23 protein-coding genes, 1 tRNA gene and 2 pseudogenes are annotated in these 26,285 nt (G+C 66.2%); 13 read left to right on the forward strand and 13 right to left on the reverse strand.

Translation table 11 applies throughout. From position 1 onward, the window contains the following. The coding region (locus BU28_RS0100090) for a transposase (RefSeq protein ID WP_211254151.1) at nt 1–277 on the forward strand (277 nt) is incomplete at its 5' end. 167 nt (nt 278–444) lie between these two features. Here the strand turns inward: BU28_RS0100090 and BU28_RS21660 are convergent. Then, nucleotides 445–1,260, reverse strand: a pseudogene (locus tag BU28_RS21660) (IS701 family transposase); the annotation flags it as partial. Nucleotides 1,261–1,403: 143 nt separating this feature from the next. On the opposite strand from BU28_RS21660, the gene istA reads away from it, so the two are divergent. The 4 genes and pseudogenes from istA to BU28_RS26740 form a co-directional block, all read left to right on the forward strand. Then, entirely contained in the window at nt 1,404–2,654 is a 1,251-nt protein-coding gene (gene istA, locus BU28_RS0100110; protein ID WP_036761711.1) for an IS21 family transposase, read from the forward strand. Next, nucleotides 2,651–3,496: an IS21-like element helper ATPase IstB gene (gene istB, locus BU28_RS0100115; protein ID WP_028717628.1), complete on the forward strand. Its 846-nt coding sequence runs from the start codon at nt 2,651–2,653 to the stop codon at nt 3,494–3,496. The genes istA and istB overlap by 4 nt, the downstream gene beginning before the upstream one ends. Continuing rightward, entirely contained in the window at nt 3,468–4,088 is a 621-nt protein-coding gene (locus tag BU28_RS26735; protein WP_423208177.1) for a hypothetical protein, read from the forward strand. Before istB ends, BU28_RS26735 begins: the two co-directional genes overlap by 29 nt. An 18-nt stretch (nt 4,089–4,106) precedes the next feature. Further along, nucleotides 4,107–4,322 (forward strand): annotated as a pseudogene (locus BU28_RS26740) (transposase); the annotation flags it as partial. Nucleotides 4,323–4,605: 283 nt separating this feature from the next. On the opposite strand, the gene BU28_RS0100125 reads toward BU28_RS26740, so the two are convergent. The 7 genes from BU28_RS0100125 to rsmI all read right to left on the reverse strand — a co-directional run bounded on the left by BU28_RS0100125 (nt 4,606) and on the right by rsmI (nt 10,439). Further along, nucleotides 4,606–4,680 (reverse strand) — tRNA-Val (locus tag BU28_RS0100125). Nucleotides 4,681–4,731: 51 nt separating this feature from the next. Continuing rightward, nucleotides 4,732–5,088 (reverse strand): HU family DNA-binding protein, encoded by a 357-nt coding sequence (locus tag BU28_RS24065; RefSeq protein WP_081791235.1) that lies wholly within the window; start codon nt 5,086–5,088, stop codon nt 4,732–4,734. A 61-nt stretch (nt 5,089–5,149) separates the two neighbouring features. Then, nucleotides 5,150–7,567, reverse strand: coding sequence for an endopeptidase La (gene lon / locus BU28_RS0100135; protein ID WP_028717629.1), 2,418 nt, complete (start codon nt 7,565–7,567; stop codon nt 5,150–5,152). A 212-nt stretch (nt 7,568–7,779) separates the two neighbouring features. Then, nucleotides 7,780–7,980: a CsbD family protein gene (locus BU28_RS0100140; RefSeq protein WP_028717630.1), complete on the reverse strand. Its 201-nt coding sequence runs from the start codon at nt 7,978–7,980 to the stop codon at nt 7,780–7,782. A 132-nt stretch (nt 7,981–8,112) separates the two neighbouring features. Further along, nucleotides 8,113–9,060: a glutathione synthase gene (gene gshB / locus BU28_RS0100145; RefSeq protein ID WP_028717631.1), complete on the reverse strand. Its 948-nt coding sequence runs from the start codon at nt 9,058–9,060 to the stop codon at nt 8,113–8,115. A 66-nt stretch (nt 9,061–9,126) separates the two neighbouring features. Further along, a complete protein-coding gene (locus BU28_RS0100150) occupies nt 9,127–9,522 on the reverse strand; it encodes a YraN family protein (protein WP_051577648.1) in 396 nt (131 codons plus the stop codon). Further along, nucleotides 9,519–10,439, reverse strand: a complete 921-nt coding sequence (gene rsmI, locus BU28_RS0100155) for a 16S rRNA (cytidine(1402)-2'-O)-methyltransferase (RefSeq protein WP_081791236.1) — start codon at nt 10,437–10,439, stop codon at nt 9,519–9,521. The genes BU28_RS0100150 and rsmI overlap by 4 nt, the downstream gene beginning before the upstream one ends. Before the next feature lie 113 nt (nt 10,440–10,552). Between rsmI and BU28_RS0100160 the strand changes: the two genes are divergently transcribed. From BU28_RS0100160 to murJ, 3 genes are read left to right on the forward strand one after another with little or no spacing between them, the layout of a single operon-like run. Further along, nucleotides 10,553–11,755 (forward strand): penicillin-binding protein activator, encoded by a 1,203-nt coding sequence (locus BU28_RS0100160; protein WP_028717634.1) that lies wholly within the window; start codon nt 10,553–10,555, stop codon nt 11,753–11,755. A 2-nt stretch (nt 11,756–11,757) separates the two neighbouring features. Beyond that, nucleotides 11,758–14,565, forward strand: a complete 2,808-nt coding sequence (locus BU28_RS0100165; protein WP_036761714.1) for a [protein-PII] uridylyltransferase — start codon at nt 11,758–11,760, stop codon at nt 14,563–14,565. Nucleotides 14,566–14,584: 19 nt separating this feature from the next. Further along, on the forward strand, nt 14,585–16,129 hold the full coding sequence (murJ, locus tag BU28_RS0100170; RefSeq protein WP_028717636.1) for a murein biosynthesis integral membrane protein MurJ: 1,545 nt from the start codon (nt 14,585–14,587) through the stop codon (nt 16,127–16,129). Here the strand turns inward: murJ and BU28_RS0100175 are convergent. After that, the gene (locus BU28_RS0100175; protein WP_028717637.1) at nt 16,120–16,833 is read right to left on the reverse strand and encodes a rhomboid family intramembrane serine protease; all 714 of its coding nucleotides are present in this window, start codon (nt 16,831–16,833) and stop codon (nt 16,120–16,122) included. The two genes, murJ and BU28_RS0100175, sit on opposite strands and share 10 nt — an antisense overlap. 91 nt (nt 16,834–16,924) lie before the next feature. Here BU28_RS0100175 and trpS point away from each other — a divergent pair, with 91 nt between their 5' ends. After that, a complete protein-coding gene (trpS, locus tag BU28_RS0100180; protein WP_028717638.1) occupies nt 16,925–17,944 on the forward strand; it encodes a tryptophan--tRNA ligase in 1,020 nt (339 codons plus the stop codon). A 68-nt stretch (nt 17,945–18,012) separates the two neighbouring features. Continuing rightward, on the forward strand, nt 18,013–18,969 hold the full coding sequence (gene bmt / locus BU28_RS0100185) for a betaine--homocysteine S-methyltransferase (RefSeq protein WP_028717639.1): 957 nt from the start codon (nt 18,013–18,015) through the stop codon (nt 18,967–18,969). Here bmt and BU28_RS0100190 read toward each other — a convergent pair. Continuing rightward, nucleotides 18,966–20,048 (reverse strand): PA0069 family radical SAM protein, encoded by a 1,083-nt coding sequence (locus tag BU28_RS0100190; RefSeq protein ID WP_028717640.1) that lies wholly within the window; start codon nt 20,046–20,048, stop codon nt 18,966–18,968. The genes bmt and BU28_RS0100190 overlap by 4 nt on opposite strands. Nucleotides 20,049–20,193: 145 nt before the next feature. On the opposite strand from BU28_RS0100190, the gene BU28_RS25915 reads away from it, so the two are divergent. Then, entirely contained in the window at nt 20,194–20,355 is a 162-nt protein-coding gene (locus BU28_RS25915; protein WP_167553423.1) for a hypothetical protein, read from the forward strand. Between the two features lie 18 nt (nt 20,356–20,373). On the opposite strand, the gene BU28_RS0100200 is transcribed toward BU28_RS25915, so the two are convergent. Then, on the reverse strand, nt 20,374–20,904 hold the full coding sequence (locus BU28_RS0100200) for a c-type cytochrome (protein WP_028717641.1): 531 nt from the start codon (nt 20,902–20,904) through the stop codon (nt 20,374–20,376). Between the two features lie 144 nt (nt 20,905–21,048). Between BU28_RS0100200 and BU28_RS0100205 the strand changes: the two genes are divergently transcribed. Continuing rightward, nucleotides 21,049–21,918 (forward strand): prephenate dehydratase, encoded by an 870-nt coding sequence (locus tag BU28_RS0100205; protein WP_028717642.1) that lies wholly within the window; start codon nt 21,049–21,051, stop codon nt 21,916–21,918. A 6-nt stretch (nt 21,919–21,924) separates the two neighbouring features. On the opposite strand, the gene BU28_RS0100210 is transcribed toward BU28_RS0100205, so the two are convergent. After that, on the reverse strand, nt 21,925–22,386 hold the full coding sequence (locus tag BU28_RS0100210) for an SRPBCC family protein (RefSeq protein WP_028717643.1): 462 nt from the start codon (nt 22,384–22,386) through the stop codon (nt 21,925–21,927). Between the two features lie 146 nt (nt 22,387–22,532). On the opposite strand from BU28_RS0100210, the gene BU28_RS0100215 reads away from it, so the two are divergent. Continuing rightward, on the forward strand, nt 22,533–24,395 hold the full coding sequence (locus tag BU28_RS0100215) for a bifunctional 2',3'-cyclic-nucleotide 2'-phosphodiesterase/3'-nucleotidase (RefSeq protein WP_028717644.1): 1,863 nt from the start codon (nt 22,533–22,535) through the stop codon (nt 24,393–24,395). A 463-nt stretch (nt 24,396–24,858) separates the two neighbouring features. On the opposite strand, the gene clpX is transcribed toward BU28_RS0100215, so the two are convergent. Next, entirely contained in the window at nt 24,859–26,124 is a 1,266-nt protein-coding gene (clpX, locus tag BU28_RS0100220; protein WP_028717645.1) for an ATP-dependent Clp protease ATP-binding subunit ClpX, read from the reverse strand. Nucleotides 26,125–26,285 lie beyond the last annotated feature (161 nt).

The following is a 26,285-nucleotide window of genomic DNA, read 5'->3' on the forward strand; positions in this document are numbered from 1 at the left end:
CCCCTCGGCCGGGGCGTTGCTTGCAGACCGGGGCCATGACGCCGACTGGTTCCGCAACGCGCTGATCGAGAGGGGCATTTCGCCGTGCATCCCCTCCCGCACCGGCCGCAAGGCCCCGATCCCGCACGACGCCAGCATCTATCGCCTGCGTCACCGGATCGAGAACATGTTCGCACGCCTCAAGGATTGGCGGCGGATCGCAATCCGATACGACCGCTGCCCGATCCTGTTCCTCTCAGCCTGCGCTCTCGCCGCAACCGTCATCTATGGGTTGTGAGCCCTGACTCTAGCATTACGGTTGCGTTTTCGGTTTGATATGAGCCTGTCTTGCGGCGGCCTGATGCGCCCTTCGCCACAGCGACCACGCGATGATCTGTGCGGGCTAGATTTGACGCTGTGCCATGCGATTGGCGATGGGGTGGATTTCCTGGACAGACCATCGGATCAGGGGTGGCGATGGGTCCTGCGCATCATTTTTGGGGGCGGCGCGGCATTGGCATGATGGCGGATGACGGCCATCATGGCGAAGGCCAGCATGACCAGGGAAACATGGCAGTGCCAGCCGTGCCACGAGCGCGTCTCGTTGTGATCGAGGCCCAGCTCGTTCTTCGCGGTCTCGAAGCTGTCCTCGATCGCCCATCGGTGCTCCTCCACCCGCACCAGTGTTTCCATAGACGTGCCCTGCGGACACCAGATCGAAAGAAGGCCAGATCGCCGTCAGAGATATTGCGGCGGATCAGCAGACCTCAGGTCCAGAGTCTGCCGAAATCCGCGTCGAAATCCGCGGCATCGAGATCGGCGAGTTCGATATAGGCCCAGTCATGGAGACGCTCTCCCTTCGTGCCCGTGCCAGCGGACAGGCGTCGCCAGGCATGCGGGGGCAGGTCTGCGGCGATATCCTTCGCGGTTCCGGCGACGGCACAAGGTTTGTCCCAAGAGTTGAACCAATGCTTTGCGCTGACCCCAAGCAAATATCCCTTGCCGGCACGCCGCAGCGCCATCTCGATATCGCCGACCCCATAGACGCTGTCCGCCGCCACCCAGGAAAACGGCACCTCTGCTGCCAGCGCGCGCTCGATCATGTTGCGCGCGATCGCGGGGTTTGGTGGCGAAGCCGAGTTCCTGCGGCACATGCGCCTTGCGGCGCCGTTCGGGGTCGCCCGCCCAAGCCTTCGGCAGATAGAGCGTCCGGTCGATGAAGGCATGTCCATGACGTGAAACATAAGCGGCGAAGACCCCGATCTGGCAATTGGTGATCTTTGTGAGTGCTGGCCGTAATCTCCCAAAACGGCTGGATGAAAAATCCCCAGTCCTTCGCTTTTGCCGATGATCCGGGGGGCATGCCCCCCGGATCATCGGAAGCGCAGAATTCCCCCTGCTGATGCCATGGGAAAGGCGCGCAGGTGGTTCGATTGAGGGAGATTGTGATGATCTTGGAGTTGAGGCGGCAAGGGCTTGGAGTCAGCGCGATTGCGCGACAGACCGGGCTCGATCGCAAGACGGTCCGGAAGTATCTCGCCCAGGGGCTCGAGGCGCCGGTCTATGGCCCGCGCGCCCGGGGTGAACGACTGGCGGAGCAATTCAGGGCCTATCTTTCCGAACGAGTCGAGGCCTTTCCGGGTCTCTCGGCGCGCAGGCTGCATCGAGAGGTCCGGGCGATGGGCTATAAGGGCGCCTATTCCTCGCTGACGGAATATCTGCGGCTGATCCGGCCCGCCGCCCCAAGGCAATTCGAGCGGCGCTTCGAGACGGCGCCGGGCCAACAGGCGCAGGTCGATTTTGCCGAGTTCCAGGTGGAATTCGCCGTCGAGCCGGGCATCCTGCGCAAGGTCTGGCTGTTCAGCATGGTGCTCGGGCACAGCCGCTGGCTCTGGGGACGGTTCTGCCCGAACCAGACGCTGGAAACGGTGATGCGCTGCCACATCGCCGCATTCGACGCCATGGGCGGGGTCTGTCGCGAGATACTCTATGATCGGATGAAGACCGCCGTCATCGGCGAAGATGCTGCGGGGGTGGTGACCTACAACGCGTCCCTGGTGGCCTTGCTGGGGCATTACGATTCGGCGCCCCGGGCCTGCCAGCCCTACCGGGCCAAAACCAAGGGCAAGGTCGAGCGGCCCTTCCGCTATGTGCGGCAGGACTTCTTCCTCGGCCGCAGCTTCCAGGATCTCGACGATCTGAACGCCCAATTCGATGAATGGCGCCTGACCATCGCCAATCCCCGTCTGCATGCCACGACCCAGAAGATCGTGGACGCGCATTTTGAGGAAGAACGCCCCCAGCTGCTGCCCCTGCCGCCCCGTCCCTATGAGGCGGTTCTGACCGTCGAGCGGCGGATCAGCCAGGAAGGCATGGTCGCCGTGGGCGGCAACCAATACAGCGTTCCCGACACCACCCGGCGGCGCATCGTCGAGGTCCAGAACCACCCTGCCGAGGTCAGGATCTTCGAGGATGGCGCATTGATCGCCAGCCACCCGGTGCTGGAAGGCAAGAACCAGCGCCGGGTCGATCCCAGCCATCGCAAGCCGGTCCTGACCGCGCAGCGCGCCCTGCGACTGCCATCCGTGACCGAGGCTGCGGTCGCCCGCCGACCCTTGGCCTTCTACGAGGCAGTCGGACAGCGTTTGGCAGGCGCGCCGGAGCATCGCCCATGATCCCGGTCATCGAGAGGATCCGCCAGAGCCTGGTCTGCCTTCACATGGCCCGCGCCCTCGAGACGCTGGATCAGATCCTCAGCCGGCTGGAGAAGGGCGAGATCAGCGCCATCGAGGCCATCGACGAACTCCTGGCCGAGGAACTGAGCCTGCGCGAAGGTCGCCGCATCGGCGTTGCCCTGCGCACCGCCCGCCTGATGCCGATCAAGACGATGGAAAGCTTCGACTTCTCCTTCCAGCCGTCGCTTGACCGGAACCGCATCATGGCACTCGCTCAGCTCGAGTTCATCCGCCGTGCGGAGGTCCTGCACTTCCTCGGTCCGCCTGGGACGGGGAAATCCCACCTTGCCACAGCCACCGGCGTTGCCGCCGTGAAGACCGGGCGAAGCGTCTATCGCTGCACCCTCGCAGAGCTGATCGAGGCCTTGGCCAAGGCCGAGCGAGAGGGACGTCTCCCCGAAAAAATCCGCTTCCATGCCCGGGCCTCCCTGCTGATCGTCGACGAGATCGGCTACCTGCCCATCACCACGGGCGGGGCCAACCTGTTCTTCCAACTCGTCAATGCCCGCTATGAAAAGGGTGCCATGATCCTGACCTCCAATCGCGGCTTTGCCGAATGGGGCGAGATCTTCGGGGATCCCGTGGTCGCGACCGCACTTCTGGATCGGCTGCTGCATCACGCTGTCGTCATCCAGATCGAAGGGGCCAGCTACCGCCTGCGGGCGCATGCCGATCTGATCCCGGAACACACCCGCTCACATGCCGCAATCACTCCGCCGCCGCCGCCAAAGCGCCGTGGTCGGCCGCCCAGAAATGGAGGCGCCCATCACCTGCAAGGCTGATCGCCAAACCCGTAAAGTGGGGAATTTTGCGCCAGCACTTCTGGGAAAAGTTGATCCAGCATTTACAACTCTGCTGACGGCGGCGGAAAGGCTGCAATACGAGGGCTTTCGGCACCGCCAGCAGACCAATCGGATGGTGCGGAAGATGGCCGGTGAGGGATTGCCCATCAAGCGCATCGTCCGCTCGACTGGTCTCAGCCGAAAACTCGTTCGTCAAATCCTGCGTGGGGAACGCGAAGATGTGTTCCGCATCCGCGAAAGCAGCCTGACACCCTGGCTGCCGCGACTGGAACGGGAATGGAGCGGCGGCTGCCGGAATGGCGCCGAACTTTGGCGCCGCCTCAGAGCCGATGGTTTCCGCGGCAGTCTTCGGGTCGTCGGAGAATGGGCGACACGCCAGCGCCGCGCCGGGCAAGCTGTGCCAAATGGGACAGGCAAGTCACCACCCGCCCGTAGGATTGCCCGGCTCATGACCATTGGGCGGGATCACCTCTCCAGAGCCGATGCGCTTCAGGTCGCGCAGATCGAAGCGGCATCGCCAGCCCTTGCGACCGCCCGGGCGCTCACCGACAGGTTCACGGATATGGTTTGAAACGGGCGTGAGGATGTCTTGGCCAGCTGGCTCGATGAGGCGGCAGACAGCATGATTGCTTCCTTTGCCCGTGGCCTCCGCAGCGACTGCGCCGCCGTTGCCGCCGCCCTGCGCGAACCTTGGTCGAACGGGCAGACAGAGGGGCAGATCAATCGGCTGAAGACCCTCAAACGCCAGATGTATGGCCGCGCCAACATCGATCTGCTCAGAGCAAGGCTCCTCGCCCCGGCGTAAACCGGAAAATGCACCAACTTTGAGTCAGACCCACGTTTGGATGCCGATTGACAGCTTCATGGCGGTTCGGCGATCCGGCCCCAAGGGCGCGCCTAGTTCCGTCTTGCCGGCGATGACGCGTAACTCTCGGGGCACCACCAACCTGGCGAAGATCTGCCGTTTCGGTTCAGAAGGTATCGTTGCGCGCCAGCCGTCACACACCCGCTTTGTAACATGGTTTGTAACAGCAAAAAGGAATATCCCCAGCAAAACAAGGCATTTCTAGCGTTTGCTGGGGGAGTAATGGTGGGCGATAACGGATTTGAACCGCTGACATCTTCGATGTGAACGAAGCGCTCTACCGCTGAGCTAATCGCCCGGTTCGCGCTAGATAGCCGCAGCGCGAACGGGCTGCAAGAGGGAAAAACCCCTAATCGTCGTCGTCCTCAATGCCGTCGGCCAGGTCGCGTTGGCGGCGGCGCAGACGCAGGACGATGACCTCGGCCCCCGACACGTCGCGCTGCCGGTTGATGCGGGCGCGCCCCAAGGGCGGCAGGGCCAAGGTCTGCCCCGAGGCGATGGCTTCGCCCAATTCGGCCAGGGTCGCCTCGACGATGTCCTTGACCTGGGCCGACCGCATTCCCGCGCGCGCGGCCACATGGCTGACGAACTGGCGCTTCTGCAAGACGCGCGCGGCACCGGGGTCCTCGCCCCGCCTGCCCCGGGCCTTGCCGGCCGGGCGCGCGGTCCTGCCTTTCACCGGTTCTGCATCACGGCCCTTCGCCATGCGACCTCCTGCGGCACCTTGTAAAAAAAGCCGCGCGAATTGCTTCGCGCGGCCATCCTTGTCAATGGGCGACTGCCGCCCCGCTGCCGGGGCCGCGGATCGCGGCCAGGCGACTGGCCTCGGCCGCGGCCTCCTCGGCCGCTTCGTCCCATTCGATGGGCTCGGGCATCCGCACCAGCGCGTGCTTCAGAACTTCGCGCACATGGCTGACCGGAATGATCTTGAGCCCTTCCTTGACGTTGGCCGGGATGTCGGCCAGGTCCTTTTCGTTATCGACCGGGATCAGCACCGTCTTGATGCCGCCCCGCAGCGCGGCCAGCAGCTTTTCCTTGAGCCCGCCGATGGCCATCGCATTGCCGCGCAGCGAAACCTCGCCGGTCATGGCGATGTCCTTGCGCACCGGGATCTGCGTCAGCACCGACACGATGGACGTGACCATCGCCAGCCCCGCCGACGGTCCGTCCTTGGGCGTCGCGCCGTCGGGAACGTGGACGTGGATGTCGATCGTGTCGAACTTGGGCGGCTTGACCCCGATCTGCGGCGCGATCGAGCGGACGTAGCTCGATGCGGCGTCAATCGATTCCTTCATCACGTCGCCCAGTTTCCCGGTCGTCTTCATCCGGCCCTTGCCCGGAAGCTTAAGCGCTTCGATCTGCAAGAGATCGCCGCCAACCTGAGTCCAGGCCAGACCCGTCACCACGCCGACCTGATCGTCCTTTTCGGCCAGGCCATAGCGGTGGCGACGCACGCCCAGGTATTCCTCGGCCTTCTCGGGCGTCACTTCGACGGACTTTACCTTGCCCTTCAGGATCTCGGTCACCGCCTTGCGGGCGAGCTTCGCGATTTCCCGCTCCAGCGAGCGCACCCCGGCTTCCCGCGTGTAATAGCGGATCACATGGGTCAGCGCCTCGTCAGTCACCGAGAATTCGCCCTTGCGCAGGCCATTCGCCGCGATCTGCTTGGGCAGCAGGTGCTGGCGCGCGATCTCGCGCTTCTCGTCCTCGGTGTAGCCGGCCAGAGAGATGATCTCCATCCGGTCCAGCAGCGGGCCGGGCATGTTGTAGCTGTTGGCCGTGGTCACGAACATCACGTTCGACAGGTCGTATTCCACCTCAAGATAGTGGTCCACGAAGGTCGCGTTCTGTTCGGGGTCCAGGACCTCCAGCATGGCGCTGGCCGGGTCACCCCGGAAATCCTGCCCCATCTTGTCGATCTCATCCAGCAGGATCAGCGGGTTGGTCGTCTTGGCCTTCTTCAGTGCCTGGATGATCTTGCCTGGCATCGAGCCGATATAGGTCCGGCGGTGGCCGCGGATCTCGGATTCGTCGCGCACGCCGCCCAGGCTGATGCGGATGAATTCACGACCCATCGCCTTGGCCATGGACCGTCCCAGCGAGGTCTTGCCGACGCCCGGAGGGCCGACGAGGCACAGGATCGGACCCTTCAGCTTGGCAGAGCGGTTCTGCACCGCCAGATACTCGATAATCCGTTCCTTGACCTTCTCCAGACCATAATGGTCGGCGTCCAGCACCTGTTCGGCCTTGGCGAGGTCCTTGCGGGTGCGCGACTTCACGCCCCACGGCAGGCTCAGCAGCCAGTCCAGATAGTTGCGGCTGACGGTGGCCTCGGCCGACATCGGCGACATCGACTTCAGCTTCTTCAGCTCGGCCTCGGCCTTTTCGCGGGCCTCCTTGCTGAACTGGGTCGCCGCAATCTTTTCTTCCAGCTCGGTCAGCTCGTTGCTGCCATCCTCGCCATCGCCCAACTCCTTCTGAATGGCCTTCATCTGCTCATTCAGATAGTATTCGCGCTGGGTCTTCTCCATCTGGGTCTTGACGCGCGACTTGATCTTCTTCTCGACCTGCAGGACGGACATTTCGCCCTGCATCAGGCCATAGACCTTCTCCAGCCGCTCGGCGGTGTCGAGCGTCTCCAGCAGTTCCTGCTTCTTGTCCAGCGCGATGCCCAGGTGCCCGCTGACCAGGTCGGCCAGGCGCGCTGGATCGCGGGTTTCCGCGACGGCCGAGACAACTTCCTCGGGGATGTTCTTGCGCACCTTGACGTAACGCTCGAACTCCTCGGCTACGGCGCGGGTCAGCGCGGTGCGGGTGTCGGCGTCGCCCTCGACCTCGGCCAGGGGTTCGCAGGCAGCCTCGAAATAGTCGTCATTGTCGACAAAGCGCGTGACGCGCACGCGTTCGCGTCCTTCGACCAGCACCTTGACGGTGCCGTCAGGCAATTTCAGCAGTTGCAGGACATTGGCCAGTACGCCGGTGCGGAAAATTCCATCGGCCGCGGGCTCATCCACGGCGGCATCCTTTTGCGCGGCCAGCAGAATCGGGCGGTCCTGCTCCATCACCGCCTCAAGCGCGCGGACGGATTTCTCGCGTCCCACGAACAGCGGCACGATCATGTGCGGGAACACCACGATGTCCCGCAAGGGCAGGACCGGATGGGTGGTCTGGGCGAATTCATTCATGGAATCAATCCTTTCTAGCCAGAAGACGTGGCCCCGGGATCAGCAGCGCAGGCCCTCTGCTCCCGGACAAGATAGGAATGGCTGGCGCGGGGTTCAATGGTCCGTCGGTTCTCAATCTGTTCCTGCAGGCGGCGATGAAAAAAGGCCCCGGAGGTCCGGGACCCGACCTTAGCACCTTTTGTCGCGATAGCCGAGAGCCAGCCGGTCCGTCGTCAGACCTTATCGCGGAAAAAGCTGTCTATCTGGTGCTCGGCATCGTCCTTGGTCCAGCCGTAGCGTTCCTGCAGCTTGCCCGAGAGCTTGTCGCGCCGACCGGCCATCTCGGTCAGTTCGTCATCGGTCAGGTCGCCCCACTTTTCCTTGACCGAGCCCTTGAATTGGTCCCACTTGCCCTCGACGATATCCCAGTTCATGGCGGTTCCTTTCGCTCAAGCATGTTGCCTTGATGAAAGGCAAACCCGCGCGCCGCCCTGGGGTTCCAGGCCGGGCGGGATGCGCGCTTCATCGTGAAGCGGCTAAAGCTTGGAAGGGCCCGGAACAGCCGATCAGCGGGCGGCAAGCCGGCGTTCGACAGCGTCCCAGATCAGCGCGGCGGCATTGATGCCGTCGAAGCGCTCCAACTCCTGGATGCCGGTCGGAGAGGTCACGTTGATCTCGGTCAGCCAGCCGTCGATCACGTCGATACCGGTAAAGACCAGGCCCTTGTCGCGCAGGACGGGCCCGATGATCGCGCAGATCTCGCGCTCGCGCTCGGTCAGGCCGATCTTTTCGGGCCGGCCGCCGACATGCATGTTCGACCGGGCCTCGCCCTCGGCCGGGACACGGTTGATGGCGCCCACGGGCACGCCGTCGACCAGGATGATGCGCTTGTCGCCCTTGACCACGGCAGGCAGGTATTTCTGCGCGATCACCGGTTCGCGGTTCATGCCCGAGAAGGTCTCGATCAGCGCGGACAGGTTCGGGTCGCCGTCGCGCAGGTGAAAGATGCCCGCCCCGCCGTTGCCGTAAAGCGGCTTGATGATGATTTCGCCGTGGCGCGCGCGGAACGCCTTGATGCGCGCCAGGTCGCGGGTGATGACGGTCGGCGGTGTAAGGTCGGGAAAGTCCAGCACCAGCAGCTTTTCGGGGCAGTTGCGAACCCAGAAGGGATCGTTGACCACCAGGGTTTCCCGGCCCGCCCGTTCCAGCAGATGGGTGTTGGTGATATAGCCCATGTCGAAGGGCGGATCCTGACGCAGCCAGACCACGTCGAACTGGCCCAGCTCGACCTCGGCCCAGTCGCCGAAGGTCACATGGTTGCCCTGTTCGCGGCGCAGCGTCACCGGACGGCCGCGCGCGACGATGCGGCCTTCGTCATAGGCAAGCTGGTCGGCTGTGTACTGGAACAGTCTATGTCCCCGCGCCTCGGCCTCGAGCCCCAGGCGAAAGGTGCTGTCGCCCGTGATCGAGACATGCTCGATCGGGTCCATCTGAAGGGCCACATAAAGACTCATGCTATCGACTCCGGCCTTGTTCGGCAGGTGTTGTCGCCCGCCCTGCCCGGCTTTGCAAGCGCCCGATCAGGCGGCGCCGAAGGCGTTCTCGATGACCTCGACCCGGCCAAACTGGTCCACCAGCGCCGCATCGAAGCGCATCAGCGTCATCAACCCCTGCGCCATCTCGGCGCAGAACTCCAGGGCGGCATTGCAGATGCGGTCCATCTGCCGGCGGCTGATGCGTTCCGCGGCATAGCCGTGCCGCGCCGCCTTCTTGACCTCGACAAAGACATACTCGTCGCCCCGCCGCATGATCAGGTCGATTTCGCCAGAGCGCGTCCGCCAGCGGCTGGCAAGCAGCGTATAGCCCCGTTCGAGGTACGAGCGGCTGACCGAATCTTCACCCATCAAGCCGGCCGAATGGGCGATCCGCCCCCGTTCCCGCTGCCCGGCATCGACCCTGGAATCAGCTGCGATCATTGGTTTTCCTTCCTGATGGCCAGGGCAAGGGCATAGACGTCGCGGCGCGGCAGACCGAAGCGGGCGGCGATCCGCGCCGCCGCCTCTTTCACCGGCAGGTCGGCGGGCAGGTCGGACAGGGCGTGGCGCAGATCGTCTTCGCCCACCTCCTTCTGCGGAGGGTGACCGAACAGGACGACGATCTCGCCCCGCAGCCCTTCGTCGGGTATCCGCTGCATCAGTTCCTCGGCCGTCCCGCGCATCACTTCCTCGAACCGTTTGGTCAGTTCCCTGCAGATCACCGTAGACCTGTTCGCCTCAAGTTCGCACAAATTTCCCAACAGTTGCTTAACGCGCCTCGGGCTTTCGAAGGCGATGACCGTCGCTTCGATCCCCAGCCAGCTTTCGATCCATTTCCGGCGCGCGCCCTGGGCCGAGGGTGGGAAGCCCACGAACAGGAAACGGTCGCTCGGCAGCCCCGAGACGCTGAGCCCGGCCAGCGCCGCCGAGGGTCCGGGCAGCGCACGCACGATCAGCCCCGCCTCGGCCACGTCCCGCGCCAGGCGATAGCCCGGGTCGGCCACCAGCGGCGTCCCCGCATCCGAGGCATAGGCCACCGAAAGCCCCTCGCGCAGCGCCGCGAGAATTGCAGGCCGGGTTCGGTCGGCATTGTGATCGTGATAGGCGATCAGCCGCCGCCCCCTGACCGGAATGCCATGGATATCAAGAAGGTGGCGCAAGTTCCTCGTGTCCTCGGCGGCCAGCACGTCGGCCGCATTCAGCACGTCCAGCGCGCGCAGCGTGATGTCGCGCGCCGCGCCGATGGGAGTGGCCACGAGATGCAGGGCCGCTTCGGGCCGGTCGGCCTGGATCGTCAGCGGGACCGTCCGCGCAGGGCTTGCTCCGCCCTGCCCCTCGTCGCCAGTGCCGGTGCCCATGATGCTGTTCCCTTCCTGTCCGCGTGCCCGGCCGGGCACGTTGCCATCCCACGGTTATGCCAATAACCTGCAAAGGTTAAGCTTCAAGCCCCCAAGGGACAGGGAATCACGACATGACCGCCAAGACCACGATCCGCGGCCTTATCGACTTGCGCCGCCCCTTCGCCCGCATCGCCGCCATGGCCTCGGCCGTGGTGCTGGCGGCCTGTCAGCCGCTCGAGACGGCCGGCACCGGCGGTTCGACCGGCCAGACCATCGACCCGTCGCAGCCCGTCCCGGTGGCGCTTCTGGTGCCGGGCGGGACCGGCAGCGCCGACCTGGACTGGCTGGCGCGGTCGCTGAGCAATGCCGCCAAGATGGCCGCCGCCGACGCCCAAGGCGCGCGCATCGACCTGCGCATCTACGATTCGGGGTCCGAGCCGGGCACGGCCGTCGCCCGCGCCACCCAGGCTGCGGACGAGGGCGCCAAGATCATTCTGGGGCCGCTGTTCGCCGACAGCGCCAATGCGGTCGGCAATGCCATGGCGCCGCGCGGGATCAACGTCCTGTCCTTCTCGAACAATGCCGACATCGCCGGGGGCAATGTCTTCGTCCTGGGCAACACCTTCGACAACGTCGCGAACCGGCTGGTGCGCCATGCCGTCGCCAACGGCAAGCGCCGCATCCTGGTCGTGGCCGAGGACGATGCGGCGGGCCAGATCGGCAGCGCGGCGATCCAGCGCGCGATCCAGGCCAACCGCGCGACCCTGGCCGGCACGGCGGTCCATCCGCTGTCCCGGCAGGGCATCGACGGCGTGGTGCCGAACGTGGCCCAGGCGGCCCTGTCGGGCAATGTGGATGCCGTGTTCCTGACGGCGAACCAGGGCGCCGTCCTGCCCTATCTGACGGACAAGCTGGCGGATGCCGGCGTCACCTCGGCCTCGGTCCAGATGATGGGACTGACGCGCTGGGACACGCCCGCCTCGCGGCTTGCGCTGCGCGGCGTCCAGGGCGGCTGGTTCGCCCTGCCGGACACCCGGATGAAGGCACAATTCGACCAACGCTATCGCTCCGCCTATGGCGAGGCGCCGCATGAACTGGGCTCGCTGGCCTATGACGGGGTCGCGGCGATCGCCGCGCTGGCGCGCGCGGGCAAGCGCAACGCCCTGACCACCGCGGGGCTGACCCAGAACGCAGGCTTTGCCGGCATCACCGGCGCCTTCCGGCTGAAGCGCGACGGCACCAACGAACGCGCTCTGGCAGTCGCCACGATTCTGAACGGCCAGGTCCAGATCCTTGACCCGGCCCCCAGCAGCTTCGGCGGATTCGGGTTCTGACCTTGGCCGAGACCGCTGACCGCCTGCCGCAAAGCGCCCCGGCCCTGCCCGGGGCGCACGCCCTTTTCACGCCCGAGGTCTTCCTGCCCGAACTCAGCCGCCGGCTGGCCGAGGCGCCAGACGCGCGCACGGTGCGCAGCCTGACCGTCCAGATCCTGGCCCAAGCGCGCGCCGATGCCATGGCCGACATCGTGACGGGCTTCCGCTCGCACCCCCGCGCGGCGCGGGAAACGGTGCGCGCCATCGCCAGCCTGACCGATGCGACGGTGGTGGCGGTCCACCATGTCGCCACCACCATCCTGCATCCGAACACCACGCCCACGGACGCCGAAAAGCTGGCCGTGCTGGCCATCGGCGGCTATGGCCGTGCCGAGATGGCGCCGCAGTCGGACGTGGACCTGCTGTTCCTGACCCCCTGGAAAATTACCGGCTGGGCCGAAAGCGTGGTAGAATCCATGCTTTACATGCTGTGGGACCTGAAGCTGAAGGTCGGCCAGTCCACCCGCACCATCGACGATTGCATCCGGCTGGGCGGGGGCGACATCACCATCCGCACCAGCCTGCTGGAGCATCGCCTGGTCTGCGGCCATGCCGCGACCGCCGAAACCCTGCGCGACCGGCTGTGGAGCGACCTGTTCGACAACTCGGTCCCCGAATTCATCGAGGCCAAGCTGACCGAGCGGGCCGAACGCCACCGCCGCCAGGGCGGGCAGCGCTATGTCCTGGAACCCAACGTGAAAGAGGGCAAGGGCGGCCTGCGCGACCTGCAGACCCTGTACTGGATCGCGAAATACATCCACCGCGTCGACCGGGCGGCCGAACTGGTGGAACTGGGCTTCTTCACCCGCGACGAACACCTGACCTTCTGGCAGGCCGAGGATTTCCTGTGGGCGGTGCGCTGCCACCTGCACCTGCTGTCCGGGCGGCCGACCGATCAGCTGACCTTCGACATGCAGGTCGAGGTGGCGCGCGCCATGGGCTATCGCGACCAGGGCGGACGGCGGGCGGTCGAAATCTTCATGCAGCATTACTTCCTGCACGCAACCCGCGTGGGCGAACTGACCCGCGTCTTCCTGGTCGCGCTCGAGGATCGGCATCTCTACAAGGCGCCGATCCTCAAGGGCTGGCTCAGCCGGCGCAAGCGGGTCGCGGCAGGCTTCAGCGTGGACCGGGGACGGCTGAACTATGCCGACGAACGCCAGTTCCTGTCCGATCCCCTGAACATCCTGCGCCTGTTCCAGGAGGCGCTGCGCACGGGCCTTCTGCTGCATTCCGACGCCATGCGCACGGTGGCGGCGAACCTGGACCTGATCGACGACCACCTGCGCCAGGACCCCGAGGCGGTGCGCATCTTCCTGGACCTGCTGCTGAAGCACGGGAACCCCGAACGCTCGCTCAGGCGGATGAACGAACTGGGCCTCTTGGGCGCTTTCATCCCCGAATTCGCGCCGGTCGTGGCGATGATGCAGTTCAACGTCTATCACCATTACACGGTGGACGAGCACCTGATCCAATGCGTCGCCGCCCTGTCCGAGATCGAGCGCGGCGAACAGCTGGACGACCTGCCCACCGTCAGCCGCATCATGAAGGGCAAGATCAACCGCCGCGTCATCTATCTGGCGGTGCTGCTGCACGACATCGGCAAGGGCCGGGCCGAGGATCACTCGATCCTGGGTGCGCGGCTGGCGCGGCGGGTCTGCACCCGCTTCGGTCTGCCGGCCGAGGAGATCGAGACCATCGAATGGCTGGTGCGCAACCACCTGCTGATGTCGGACGTGGCGCAGAAACGCGACATCAGCGACCCGCGCACGCTGCGCGACTTTGCCAAGCTGGTCAAGACGACCAAGCGGCTGGACCTGCTGACCGTGCTGACGGTCTGCGACATCCGCGGCGTCGGCCCCGGCACCTGGAACAACTGGAAGGCGGCCTTGCTGCGCAAGCTGCATTCGGAAACCGAACGCGCGCTGAAAAACGGGCTGGAGGAGCTGAACCGCGACCGGCGCACCGGCGAGGCCAAGCGGTCCCTGCGGCATCTGCTGACCGCCAAGGGGTGGGAGCCCAAGGCGATCAAGGCCGAGCTTGCGCGCCATTACGACAATTACTGGCCCAGCCTGCCCACCGAGACCCAGTTCATCTTTGCCCAGCTGCTGCGGGGCCTGGGCGACGACGAAATCCGGATCGACCTGCATCCCGACACCGACCGCGACGCGACCCGCGCGGCCTTCGTGCTGGCCGACCATCCGGGCATCTTTTCGCGCCTGGCCGGCGCGCTGGCGCTGGTCGGGGCCAATGTGGTGGACGCGCGCACCTATACGACCAAGGACGGCTTCGCCACGGCCGTTTTCTGGCTTCAGGACAGCGATGGCCACCCCTATGACGTGGAGCGCCTGCCCCGCCTGCGCAAGATGATCGAACGCACCCTGGGCGGCGAGATCGTCGCGCGCGAGGCGCTGGCCGGCCGCGACAAGCCGAAAAAGCGCGACAGCGCCTTTCGCTTTCCGACCCATATCACCTTCGACAACGAAGGGTCCGACGTCTACACCGTGGTCGAGGTCGACACCCGCGACCGCCCCGGCCTGCTTTACGATCTGACGCGGACGCTGGCCGAAAACCACATCCAGATCGCCAGCGCGGTCATTGCGACCTTCGGGGCGCAGGTGGTGGATACCTTCTATGTCAAGGACATGTTCGGGCTGAAGCTGCACCAGCAGCAAAAGCGAGAAGCCTTGCGCAAGAAGCTCGAGAAGGCGATCAAGGACGGCGCCGAGCGCGCCGAGAAAGCCGAAAGGCCGCTGGGCGGCGCGTTCTAGGGACAGAAAAAAGACCGACATGCAGCCGATCAGACTTATCCGGGGGTTCCTGTCCGTCGGGGCATGGACTTTGGCCAGCCGCGTGGTGGGGCTGGTGCGCGACCTGATGATCGCGGCCTATCTGGGCGCAGGCCCTGTGGCCGAGGCCTATAACGTCGCCTTCCGCCTGCCCAACATGTTCCGCCGCTTCTTTGCCGAAGGCGCGTTCAACACCGCCTTCGTGCCGATGTTCGCAAAGCGGCTGGAGGCCGGAGAGGATCCGCGCGCCTTTGCCGAGGAAGCGTTCTCGGGGCTGTTCACGGTGGTCCTGGTGGTCTCGGTCATCGCGCATTTCACCATGCCCTGGCTGGTCTTTGCGCTGGCGGCGGGCTTTGTGGGCGACGAACGGTTCGACCTGGCGGTGACCTATGGCCGGATCTGCTTTCCCTATATCCTGTTCATCTCGCTGACGGCGCTGCTGTCGGGCCTGCTGAACGCGGGCGGGCGCTTTGTCGCGGCGGCGGCGGCGCCGGTCCTGATGAACGTCATCCTGATCGCGGCCATGCTGCTGGCCGACCTGAACGGCTGGGACATGGGCGGGGCGATGGCCTGGTCCACGCCCGTCTCGGGCATCGCACAGTTCCTGACCGTCTGGTGGGCGGCCAAGCGCATGGGCTTTCCGCTGCGCCTGCGCTGGCCAAGCCTGTCGCCCGAAATGAAACGGCTGGTCGCGATCGCCACTCCGGCGGTGATGGCCGGCGGCGTGGTGCAGCTGAACCTGATCGTCGGACAGCAGGTCGGATCGTTCTTTGACGGCGCGGTGGCCTGGCTGACTTATGCCGACCGGCTGTATCAGTTGCCGCTGGGCGTCGTCGGCATCGCCATCGGCATCGTGCTGCTGCCCGACATCTCGCGCCGGCTCAAGGCGGGGGATACCGGCGGGGGCCGGCACGCCTATAACCGCGCCACCGAATTCGCGCTGTTCCTGACCGTGCCGGCGGCGGTCGCGCTGGTGGTCGCGGCCTATCCGGTGATCTGGGTCCTGTTCAAGCGCGGGGCATTCCTGGCATCTGACGTCGGGCCCACCGCGCTGGCGCTGGCGATCTATGGTGTCGGCCTGCCGGCCTTTGTCCTGCAAAAGGTGTTGCAGCCGCTTTACTTCGCGCGCGAGGACACGAAAAGCCCGTTCCGCTTTGCCCTGTGGTCCATGGCGGTGAACGCCGTCCTGGCCCTGGGCCTGGCGCCGCTGATCGGGTTTTCCGCCGCTGCACTGGGCACCACCGTCGCCGGCTGGACCATGGCCTGGCAATTGTGGCGCGGCACCCGAGCCTATGGCGAGGCGGCGGCCTTTGACGACCGGCTGCGCCACCGCCTGCCGCGCATCGTGGCGGCGTCGGCGGTGATGGGGGTCGCGCTGTGGGGCGTGATGGCCGGGTTGGGCGATCTCCTTTACCGGCCCGGCATGCGCTATCCGGCGCTGGTCGCGCTGGTCCTGGCGGGGATGCTGTCCTATGGGGTGGCGCTGGTCGCGATGGGCGGTTTCAGCCTGTCAGAGCTGCGCGCCGGATTCCGGCGTCAGCGCTGACGGATCTGGCGCATCACCCGCGCCACGCCGCCGGGGATTAGCACGAAGGACAGCCCGAAGCCTGCCCCAAAGCCCGCCACCTCGGCGATCCAGGTGGTGTTGCCGTCCTGGAACAGGATGCCGAACACCAGCTGGAATGCCAGCAGCATCCCGATCAGGGTGAATGCCCGCATCCGGTTGGCGTTTTCCTGACCCAGCCGCGTCCACAAAAGGAAGGTAAAGGCCCCGACCAGCCCATAGACCGCCGGATAGCCACCGATCAGCGGGCGAAAGTTGAACTGCGGCAGCAGGCCCGCGACCAGCGTATAGACCAGCGCCCCCAGGATCGCCGAGCCGAAGAACAGCGCGATCACCGCCCAAGCCCGGAACTGGCTGGCGATCAGGTTCCCCAGCGCCAGGGTGAAGACGATGACAAAGACCGCGTGCATCAGCGACAGGTGGACAAAGGAATAGCTCAGGATGCGCCAGCTTTGATCCCACAGGAACACCCGCATCTGCCACAGCCGCAGCAGCAGGTCGGGGATATAGGCGGTGCGCTCGACCGCGATCTGGCGCATGGCAAGGCCCGTCCCCGGTGCGCCGCCGCCGACAAAGCCCAGTTGCGCCAGCCCGAACACCGCCTCGGCCGCGATCATCGGCAGCACCAGGGCCCAGACCACGGCTGGCACGGGGTTAAGCGGCGATTCGTCGTAACCGGGGCGCATGGTCGTCCTTTCCTGCACTGCCTGCGGGCGGTTGCGCCCGCGCGGGTCAAGGGGTAAGCCAGCCCCCGGGATTTTCCAAGCAGGTAGTGCCATGACCACCAGTTTCGCCAAGCGCATCTTCTCTGGCATCCAGCCGTCGGGCGGGCTGACGTTGGGGAACTATCTGGGCGCTCTGAAGCGCTTTGCGGACTATCAGGGACAAGGGGCCGAGACGATCTATTGCGTCGTGGACCTGCACGCGATCACCGTCTGGCAGGACCCCGAGAAGCTGACCCACAACACCCGCGAGGTGGCGGCGGCCTTCATGGCCTCGGGCGTCGACCCCGAGGTGTCGATCCTGTTCAACCAAAGCCAGGTCAGCCAGCACGCCGAACTCGCATGGCTCTTCAACACCGTGGCGCGCGTGGGCTGGATGTACCGGATGACGCAGTTCAAGGACAAGGCGGGCAAGAACAGCGAGAACTCCTCGCTGGGGCTTCTGGCCTATCCCTCGCTGATGGCAGCCGACATCCTGGCCTATCACGCGACCGCCGTGCCCGTGGGCGAGGACCAGAAGCAGCACCTGGAGCTGACCCGCGACATCGCGGCCAAGTTCAACCACGATTACGGCGTCGAGTTCTTCCCGATCACCGAGCCGCTGATCGAGGGTACCGCCACCCGCGTCATGTCCCTGCGCGACGGGTCCAAGAAGATGTCGAAATCCGACCCCTCGGACGCCGCGCGCATCAACCTGACCGACGATGCCGACGCCATCGCGCAGAAGATCCGCAAGGCGCGCACCGATGCGGACCCGCTGCCCGGAGCCATGGAAGGGCTGAAGGACCGGCCCGAGGCCCGCAACCTGGTCAACATCTACGCCGCGCTGTCGGGCGAGACGGCCGACCAGGTGCTGGCCCGGTTCGAGGGCCAGGGCTTTGGCGCCTTCAAGCCCGCGCTGGCCGAGGTCGCGGTCGAGGTCATGGCCCCGATCACCGCCCGGATGAGCCAGTTCATGGCCGACCCGGCCGAGATCGACCGCATCCTGGGCCGCGGCGCCGACCAGGCGGCGGCCATCGCCCAACCCATCGTCGAGCGCACGAAACAGATCATGGGCATGATCCGGTCGCGCTGACCGGCAGGAAACCAATCACCTTCGCGCGGCATGTAGTATCATGCCCCTGTGCGAGAACGGAAAAGACCATGACGGACCTGCTGTCCCGGTTGCTCGGTGAGCGCCCCTGGCTTCTGGCCGACGGCGCCACCGGCACCAACCTTTACAACATGGGGTTGGCGCCGGGCGCCGCCCCGGACCTGTGGTGCGAAACCCATCCCGACCGGGTGCGCGACTTGCACCGCCAGATGATCGGGGCCGGGGCCGACCTGATCCTGACCAACAGCTTTGGCGCCAATGCCAGCCGGCTTCGGCTGGCGGGCGCTTCGGACCGGGTGGCCAGCCTGAACCTCGCGGCCGCCCGGCTGGCGCGCGAGGCCGTGGCCGAAGCCGGCCGGCCGGTGGTCGTCGCAGGCTCGATGGGCCCCACGGGCGAGATCATGGCCCCGATGGGCCGCATGACCGAAGCCGAGGCCACGCGCCTGTTCACCGAACAGGCCGAGGCGCTGAAGCAGGGCGGCGCCGACCTTCTGTGGATCGAGACGATCAGCGCGGCCGAGGAAATGCGCGCCGCGGCCCGCGCCGCGCAGATCGTGGACCTGCCCTGGTGCGGCATGATGAGCTTCGAGCCCGGCGGGCGCAGCGTGATGGGCGTCAGCCCGCCACAACTGGCCAAGCTGATCGACCGGCTGCCGCACCCGCCGGTAGCCTACGGCGCGAACTGCGGCACGGGCCCCGCCGAACTGCTGCTGGCGGTCGCGGGGTTTTCGGCGGCGGGCTGCGAACGCGCGCTGATCGCCAAGCCGAACGCCGGCGTCCCCCGCTATCAGGACGGCGGGCTGATCTATGACGCGGGGCCCGAGGTCATGGCCGAATTCGCCGTCCTGGCGCGCGATCTGGGCGTGCGGATCGTGGGCGGCTGCTGCGGCACGACGCCCGCGCATCTGTCGGCCATGCGCGAGGCATTGCAGTCCCGCCCCCGGGGCCCCCGCCCGACGGCGGACGCCATATCGGCCCGGATCGGCGCACTGATGACGGAGCGCTAGAACAGCGAAAGCTGATCGCCCGCGCGTGGCGGCGGACCAAAGCGGCTGCAATCCAGCACGGCGCTGTCGCGGGACAGGCCCAGCCGGCGCCGCGCCAAGCGAAACCGCTGGTGCAGCAGCTCGGCCTCGGGGCCCTCGCCGCGCATCCGGCTGCCAAAGCGGGGATCGTTGTCGCGCCCGCCGCGCATGGCCTGGATGCGCGTCATGACATGGGCCGCCTTGCCCGGGTGATGGGTCTCCAGCCAGTCGCGGAACAGCGGCGCGACTTCAAGCGGCAGACGGACCGGGATCATGCTGGCCATGGTCGCGCCCGCATCGCGCGCGGCCTGCAGGATGCGCTCGATCTCGTGGTCGGTCAGCACCGGGATGACCGGGGCGACCATGACCCGGACGGGAACGCCGGCCCGGGCCAGCCCCTCGATCATGCGCAACCGCATGGCCGGCGCGGGCGCCCGGGGTTCCAGCGTGCGGCAGGTCGCCGGGTCCAGCGATGTCACCGAGACGCCGACCGCCACAAGCCGCCGCGCGGCCAGATCGCCCAGCAGATCCAGATCACGCAGCACCGTCGCCCCGCGCGTGACCAGGCTAAGCGGGTGGTTCCAGTCCGACAGCACCCGCAGACAAGCCCGCATGATCCTCAGCCTCGCCTCGGCCGGCTGATAGGGGTCGGTGTTGGTGCCGAAGGCGATGGGGGCGACCGCATAGCCCCGCCGCCCGATCTCGGCCGCCAGCCGCTCGGGGGCGTTCGGCTTGGCGGTGATGCGGGTTTCGAAATCCAGCCCCGGCGACAGACCCAGAAAGGCATGGCTGGGCCGGGCAAAGCAATAGATGCAGCCATGTTCGCAGCCGCGATAGGGGTTGACCGAGCGGTCGAAGGGCACGTCCGGAGAGCTGTTGCGCGCGATGACTGAGCGCGCCTGCTCCAGGGCGATCTCGGTCCGCAGCAGGCTCTGGTCCTCGGGGATGTCCCAGCCGTCGTGTTCGCGGACCCGGGCATAGGGCTCGAACCGGCCATCGGGCTGGCGGTCGGTACCGCGCGCGCGCAGGATCTGGTCCGGGTTTCTGGGCGGCAGGCTCATGCCGCCAGATTAGGCGAGAAACAAGAACATTTCAAGAACAAGGGAACGCGCGGGCCCCATGCCGGGTTGCACCTGTACGGACGCGAAATGAGGGCTTCCGATTCCCTTCCTCCGCGCCCATAGTCCTGTGCGAACGGAGGATGCCATGCCCTTGCCGCAATTCCTTGTCCTGATCTGCGCTGTCATCGTTGCAGCGGCGCTGACGATCTGGGTCGCCAGCGCAATCGGCGTTCCGCTGCTGGCCCTGGGACTGGTGGCATTGACCGCCGCCGCCATCACCCACCTGGCGATGCGCGAGGACCACTAGCCCCCCGCGCGGCACGCCTTAGTTCAGCGTTTGCAGATAGGCGACCAGGTTGGCCCGATCCTCGACCTTGGGCAGGCCTGCGAAAGCCATCTTGGTACCCTTGACCACCGCCTTGGGGTTGGTCAGGAACTCCTGCAGCGCCTCGGGCGTCCAGTCGCCGCCATGCGCCTTCATCCCATCGGAATAGTTGAAGCCCTCGATGCTGGCCACGGGACGGCCAACCACGCCGTTCAGGTGCGGGCCGGTGCTGTCCGAGCCGTCGATCTTGTGGCAGGCCTTGCACTTGCCAAAGACCTTCTCGCCCGCCGCCGCGTCGGCCGAGGCCATGACGGTGGCGAAATCGGGGCCCTCGTCCTTGGCTTCCTCGGCGCCGCCTGCGGCTTCCTCGACCGGGATCGTATAGGCCTGGGCATGTTCCTCTCCCTCGGCGGCATGGCCGGAGGGGCCGACATGAAAGATCCCCGAGGCTGCCCAGTTCATCAGCAGCAGGAACAGGAGCGCGCCGATCAGCGCCCCGGCTGCCTTGGTGATCGTCATCGTGTCGAACATGTCTGCGGATCCCTTGTGCGGTCTTTCCGTGGAGTCGCTGTATCTATGCGCTTTTGTTCGATCCGTTCAAGGTATAGTTCTCGGCCCGCAAGGAACGGACGGGGCCTGTGACACAAGTCACACCCCGGAGAGAGGGGCTTTCAGATGACCGAAAACGTGATCGCATTCCAGGGCGAGCCGGGCGCCTACAGCCATCAGGCCTGCCGCGACTATCGTCCCACGATGGAGGCCCTGCCCTGCCGCACCTTCGACGACACCATCGACGCCGTGCGCGAAGGCCGGGCCCGGCTGGCCATGCTGCCCGTTGAAAACTCGACCTATGGCCGGGTGGCGGACATCCATCACCTGCTGCCCGAAAGCGGGCTGCACATCATCGACGAAGGCTTCGTCCGGGTTCGGATCGCCCTGATGGGCGTCCCCGGCACCCGGCTGGAGGAGGTGACCGACGCCATGAGCCATCCGGTCCTGCTGGGCCAGTGCCGGGGCTTCATGCGCCGGCACGGCATCCGCAGCATCGTGGGGCCCGACACCGCCGGCTCGGCCCTTGAGATCGCCCGGCGCGGCGAAAAGTCGCTGGCCGCCCTGGCCGCGCCACTCGCCGCCGAGATCTACGGGCTCGACGTGCTCGCATCGGGGATCGAGGACCGGCAGAACAACACCACGCGCTTTCTGGTCATGTCGCGCGAACCCGACCTGTCGCGCCGTCCGAACGCGCAGGGCGAGGCGACGATGATGACGACCTTCGTGTTCCGGGTCCGCAACATCCCCGCCGCGCTTTACAAGGCGCTGGGGGGGTTCGCCACGAACGGCGTCAACATGACCAAGCTGGAAAGCTACATGGTGGACGGGATCTTTACCGCGACCCAGTTCTATGCCGACATCGAGGGCCACCCCGAAGACCCGCCCGTCGCCCGCGCGCTTGAGGAACTGGCCTATTTCACCTCGAGCCTGCACATCCTGGGCGTCTATCCTGCCGATCCGCTGCGCGCCTTGCAGGCGGCCGGCCAGTCCTGAGGGCGCTCAGGCCGCGCCGCGCATGGCCAGGTTGTCCACGAACTGGGCGATGCGCTGCGCGAACTTGCGATCAAGCTGCGCCTTGCCCAGCTTTGCCGTCTGCAACAGCAACCGCGCCTTCATGCCGCGCGGCTGCACGTCGACCTCGAAGATCAGGCGCGACTTGCTGGGCGCCAGCGCGACGACCGTCATCAGGATCGACAGGCTGAACTGGTCCGAGCTTCCCGAAAACGCCATCCGCTCGGGGGGCTGGTATTCCGCCAGGGTCAGCGACAGTTCGCGCGCCTTGCCCCGCCAGTCGAAACCGATCTGCCAGGCGCTGCCGACGGCGGCGGCACCGTCCCCGTCCAGCCGGCGCACCTGCGCGCCCCGGCGCATCAGCATCCGCTCCATCTTGGGAAAATCGCTGAGTCCGTGAAACAGCGCCTCGGCAGAGATGTCGGTATCCTGTCGGGTGGAAAATTTCATCGAAAGCCATCTGCAGAGGGGAAAAGGGTTCTCTGCTGTAAAGCGCAATCCCGCGGGGCTTTCAAGACCGCGACAAATTTGCCGCCTGGCTGCGCGGCAAGCAATCGCAGGTTGCATTAAGCCGATTATGACCGCATCAAGGATGGATGATACCGCAGCACTTCCCGGTCGAAAATCCCGCCACGGGCGCCGCTATCAGGTTGAAAATCCTGGCGACGACCGACCTGCACATGCACATCCTGGGATTCGACTATTACGCGGACCGGACGGCCGAACAATTCGGCCTCTCCCGTGTCGCCGCCCTGATCTCTGCCGAACGAATGGGCAGCCCCAACGTGCTTTTGTTCGACAACGGGGACTCTCTGCAAGGCGGGCCGATGGGCGACTATCTGGCCGAGGCGGCCGAGCTGGGCCCGCGCGAACGCCATCCCGCCATCGTCGCGATGAACGTGCTGGGCTATGACGCGATCACGCTGGGCAACCACGACTTCAGCTTCGGTCTGCCCTTTCTGCGCCGGGCGCTGATGGGGGCCGAGTTTCCGGTGGTGGCGACGAACCTCTGGGCGCGTCGCCCCCTGCCCGTCTGCGCCCATGCCCTGCTTGAACGGCGGATGCTGGACGAGGCCGGGACCCCGCATCTGCTGCGGATCGGCGTCCTGGGCTTCATGCCGCCGCAGACCACCGAATGGGAGCCCGAGTTGCGGCCCCATCTGCGCATCGCCGATATCGTCGAATCGGCCCGGACGGCGGCTGCCGCGCTTCGCCGCCAAGGGGCCGATCTGGTCATCGCCCTGTCCCACAGCGGCATCGGCCCGCCCGAGCCGAGCCCGCTGATGGAGAACGCCGCCACCGCCCTGGCCGCCGTCGAGGGCGTGGATGCAATCATCGCAGGGCACACGCACCGCCTGTTTCCTTCGCCCGGCCATCCCGGCGGGCGGGGCGTCGACGCGCTGTCAGGCGCGCTGGTCGGCAAGCCTGCCGTGATGCCTGGGTTCTGGGGGTCCCACCTGGGGGTGATCGAGCTGGCCCTGACCCGGACGCCCGCCGGAACATGGCGCGTCCGGGGCCATTGCTGTCGGCTGGAAAGCGCCCACCGCCAAGCCGAGCATGGCCTGGTCACCACGCCGCTTGCCGTCACGCATCGCAAGACCCTACGCCATTTCCGCCGCCGCATCGGGCGGACCCGGGTGCGGCTGGGCAGCCATTTCACCCTGCTGGGCCACGATCCCGGCCTGCGCCTGGTGGCGATGGCGCAGCGCTGGTTCGCCCGGCGCGCACTGCGCGGCAGCCGATGGCAGGACCTGCCGATCCTGTCGGCGGTCGCGCCGTTCCGCGCCGGGGGTCGGGGCGGGCCGGACCACTACACCGACGTGCCCGCCGGGCCGCTGACCCTGCGCAACCTGGCGGATCTTTATGTTTTTCCGAACCGGCTTTGCGCGCTGCTGATGGACGGCGCGGCGCTGCGCGACTGGCTGGAACGCTCGGCCGGCCAGTATCGCCAGATCCGCCGCGGGCTGGCCGACCAGCCGCTGATCGACCCCGAATTTCCCAGCTACAACTTCGACCTGATCGAGGGGCTGCAATGGCAGTTCGACCTTGAGGCCCCTGCCCGCTATGCGCCGGACGGCAGCCTGCGCGATGCCACCGCCCGCCGGGTCCGCGATCTGCGCCATCGCGGCCAGCCGGTCCGGGACGATCAGCGCTTTGTCCTGGTGACGAACAGCTATCGCCTTGCCGACAGCGGGCTGTTCGCGCCGGTCGTGGCGAGGCGCCCGGTCGTCATCCCCGCCAAGCTGCGGACAAGGGACGTGCTGCGCCGCTATATCCTGCGCCGCCGCGACCTCGCCCCGCCGAGCGATCTGGGGTTTCGTTTCGCACCGTCGCAGGGCAGCTCGGTCCTGTTTCCCAGCAGCCCCTTGGCAGCCGAACAGATGCCCGAGCTGCCGCTTGCCGTCGACTTGGTGGGGGTCGATGCCGACGGGTTCGGCATATTCCGGTTGACGTTGTAACGGCGGGGCGTGGGCCGCTTGGTATTGTCGAGAATCGTTTCGGTGGATGCGCGAAGTGTTGGCACGCCGATGTTCGAAAGGCGCGGCCATTAGTCCGGACGCTGGGGCTGAAGGGCGAGGGCCCGCCCTGAGAAAAGGCACGCATCCCAGAAGCTAGCCCCGATGAAAGCAGCGCCCGATGGAGGGCTACACTCTACTCATGGCTTTGCTCAAGCGAGACTGCATCTTGCGCACAAACCGACCAACGGACGCACGGGCCTCTTGCACAGAAGCACCGTTCAGCGCACAAGACTGCCGTTCACGTGGACCGCGATCCCAAGCCGAAGTCTGTCCTTCGCGGAACGTGTCGCGGCACTCCTTGATGACCGCCAACGTGATCGACAGGTAGCCACCGACAGCTCCCTCATCAAAAAAGCCGCGCCAGATGGCACGGCTTTCCCGGTTCACATCCCATCCGCCGGCATCAGACCGCGGTGGCGGTTTCCTTCTTGGGGTCGGCGTGGATCAGCAGCGGCTTGGCCGCAGGATTGTCGACCGCCTCTTCGTTGACGACGACCTCTTCCACGCTGTCCAGCCCCGGCAGTTCGAACATCGTGTCCAGCAGGATATCCTCCATGATCGAGCGCAGGCCCCGGGCCCCCGTCTTGCGCTTGATCGCGCGGCGGGAAATGGCGACCAGCGCATCCTCGGTGAAGGTCAGCTTCACGTCCTCAAGGTCGAACAGCCGCTGGTATTGCTTGACCAGAGCGTTCTTGGGCTTGGTCAGAATGTTGATCAGCGCGTCCTCGTCCAGGTCGCCCAGCGTGGCGATGACCGGCAGGCGGCCGACGAATTCCGGGATCAGGCCGAACTTCAGCAGGTCCTCGGGCTCGAGCTGCTTGAACAGCTCGCCCACGCCCTTGTCGTCGTTCTCCTTGACGCTGGCGCCGAAGCCCATCGCCGTGCCCTTGTTGCGCTGCGCGATGATCCGGTCGAGGCCGGCGAAGGCGCCGCCGCAGATGAACAGGATGTTGGTCGTGTCCACCTGCAGGAATTCCTGCTGCGGATGCTTGCGGCCGCCCTGCGGCGGCACTGAGGCCACCGTGCCCTCCATGATCTTCAGCAGCGCCTGCTGCACGCCCTCGCCCGAGACGTCGCGGGTGATCGAGGGATTGTCGGACTTGCGGGTGATCTTGTCCACCTCGTCGATATAGACGATGCCGCGCTGCGCCCGCTCGACGTTGTATTCACTGGCCTGCAGAAGCTTCAGGATGATGTTTTCGACATCCTCGCCGACATAGCCGGCCTCTGTCAGCGTGGTCGCATCGGCCATGGTGAAGGGCACGTCCAGAATGCGGGCCAGGGTCTGTGCCAGCAGCGTCTTGCCGCAGCCGGTCGGGCCGATCAGCAGGATGTTCGACTTCGCCAGCTCGATATCGGTCTTGGACGAGTGGTTGAGCCGCTTGTAGTGATTGTGCACCGCGACCGAGAGCACGCGCTTGGCATGTTCCTGGCCGATGACGTAATCGTCCAGGACATTGCAGATCTCGCGCGGGCTGGGGACACCGTCACCGGACTTCAGGGCCGACGACTTGGTTTCCTCGCGGATGATGTCCATGCACAGTTCGACGCACTCATCGCAGATGAATACGGTCGGACCGGCAATCAGCTTGCGCACCTCATGCTGGCTTTTGCCGCAGAAGCTGCAATAAAGCGTATTCTTGCTGTCGCCGCCGGTCGAATTGGCCATCAGTTGATCCTCGTCTTGCCCCGGAGGCCCGGCAGAATCGCCGGACACCCGCCTGTCATTGGCATGGCCGGGGCCACGCCGCGCGTCATCCTGTATGTTACGGGCCGGTCCAGCCCGTCACAATCCCCAAAAAGACCCAAGTTTGGCGATCCCGCGGGTGT

The organism is Paracoccus yeei ATCC BAA-599 (assembly GCF_000622145.1).
GTDB classification, from domain to species: domain Bacteria; phylum Pseudomonadota; class Alphaproteobacteria; order Rhodobacterales; family Rhodobacteraceae; genus Paracoccus; species Paracoccus yeei.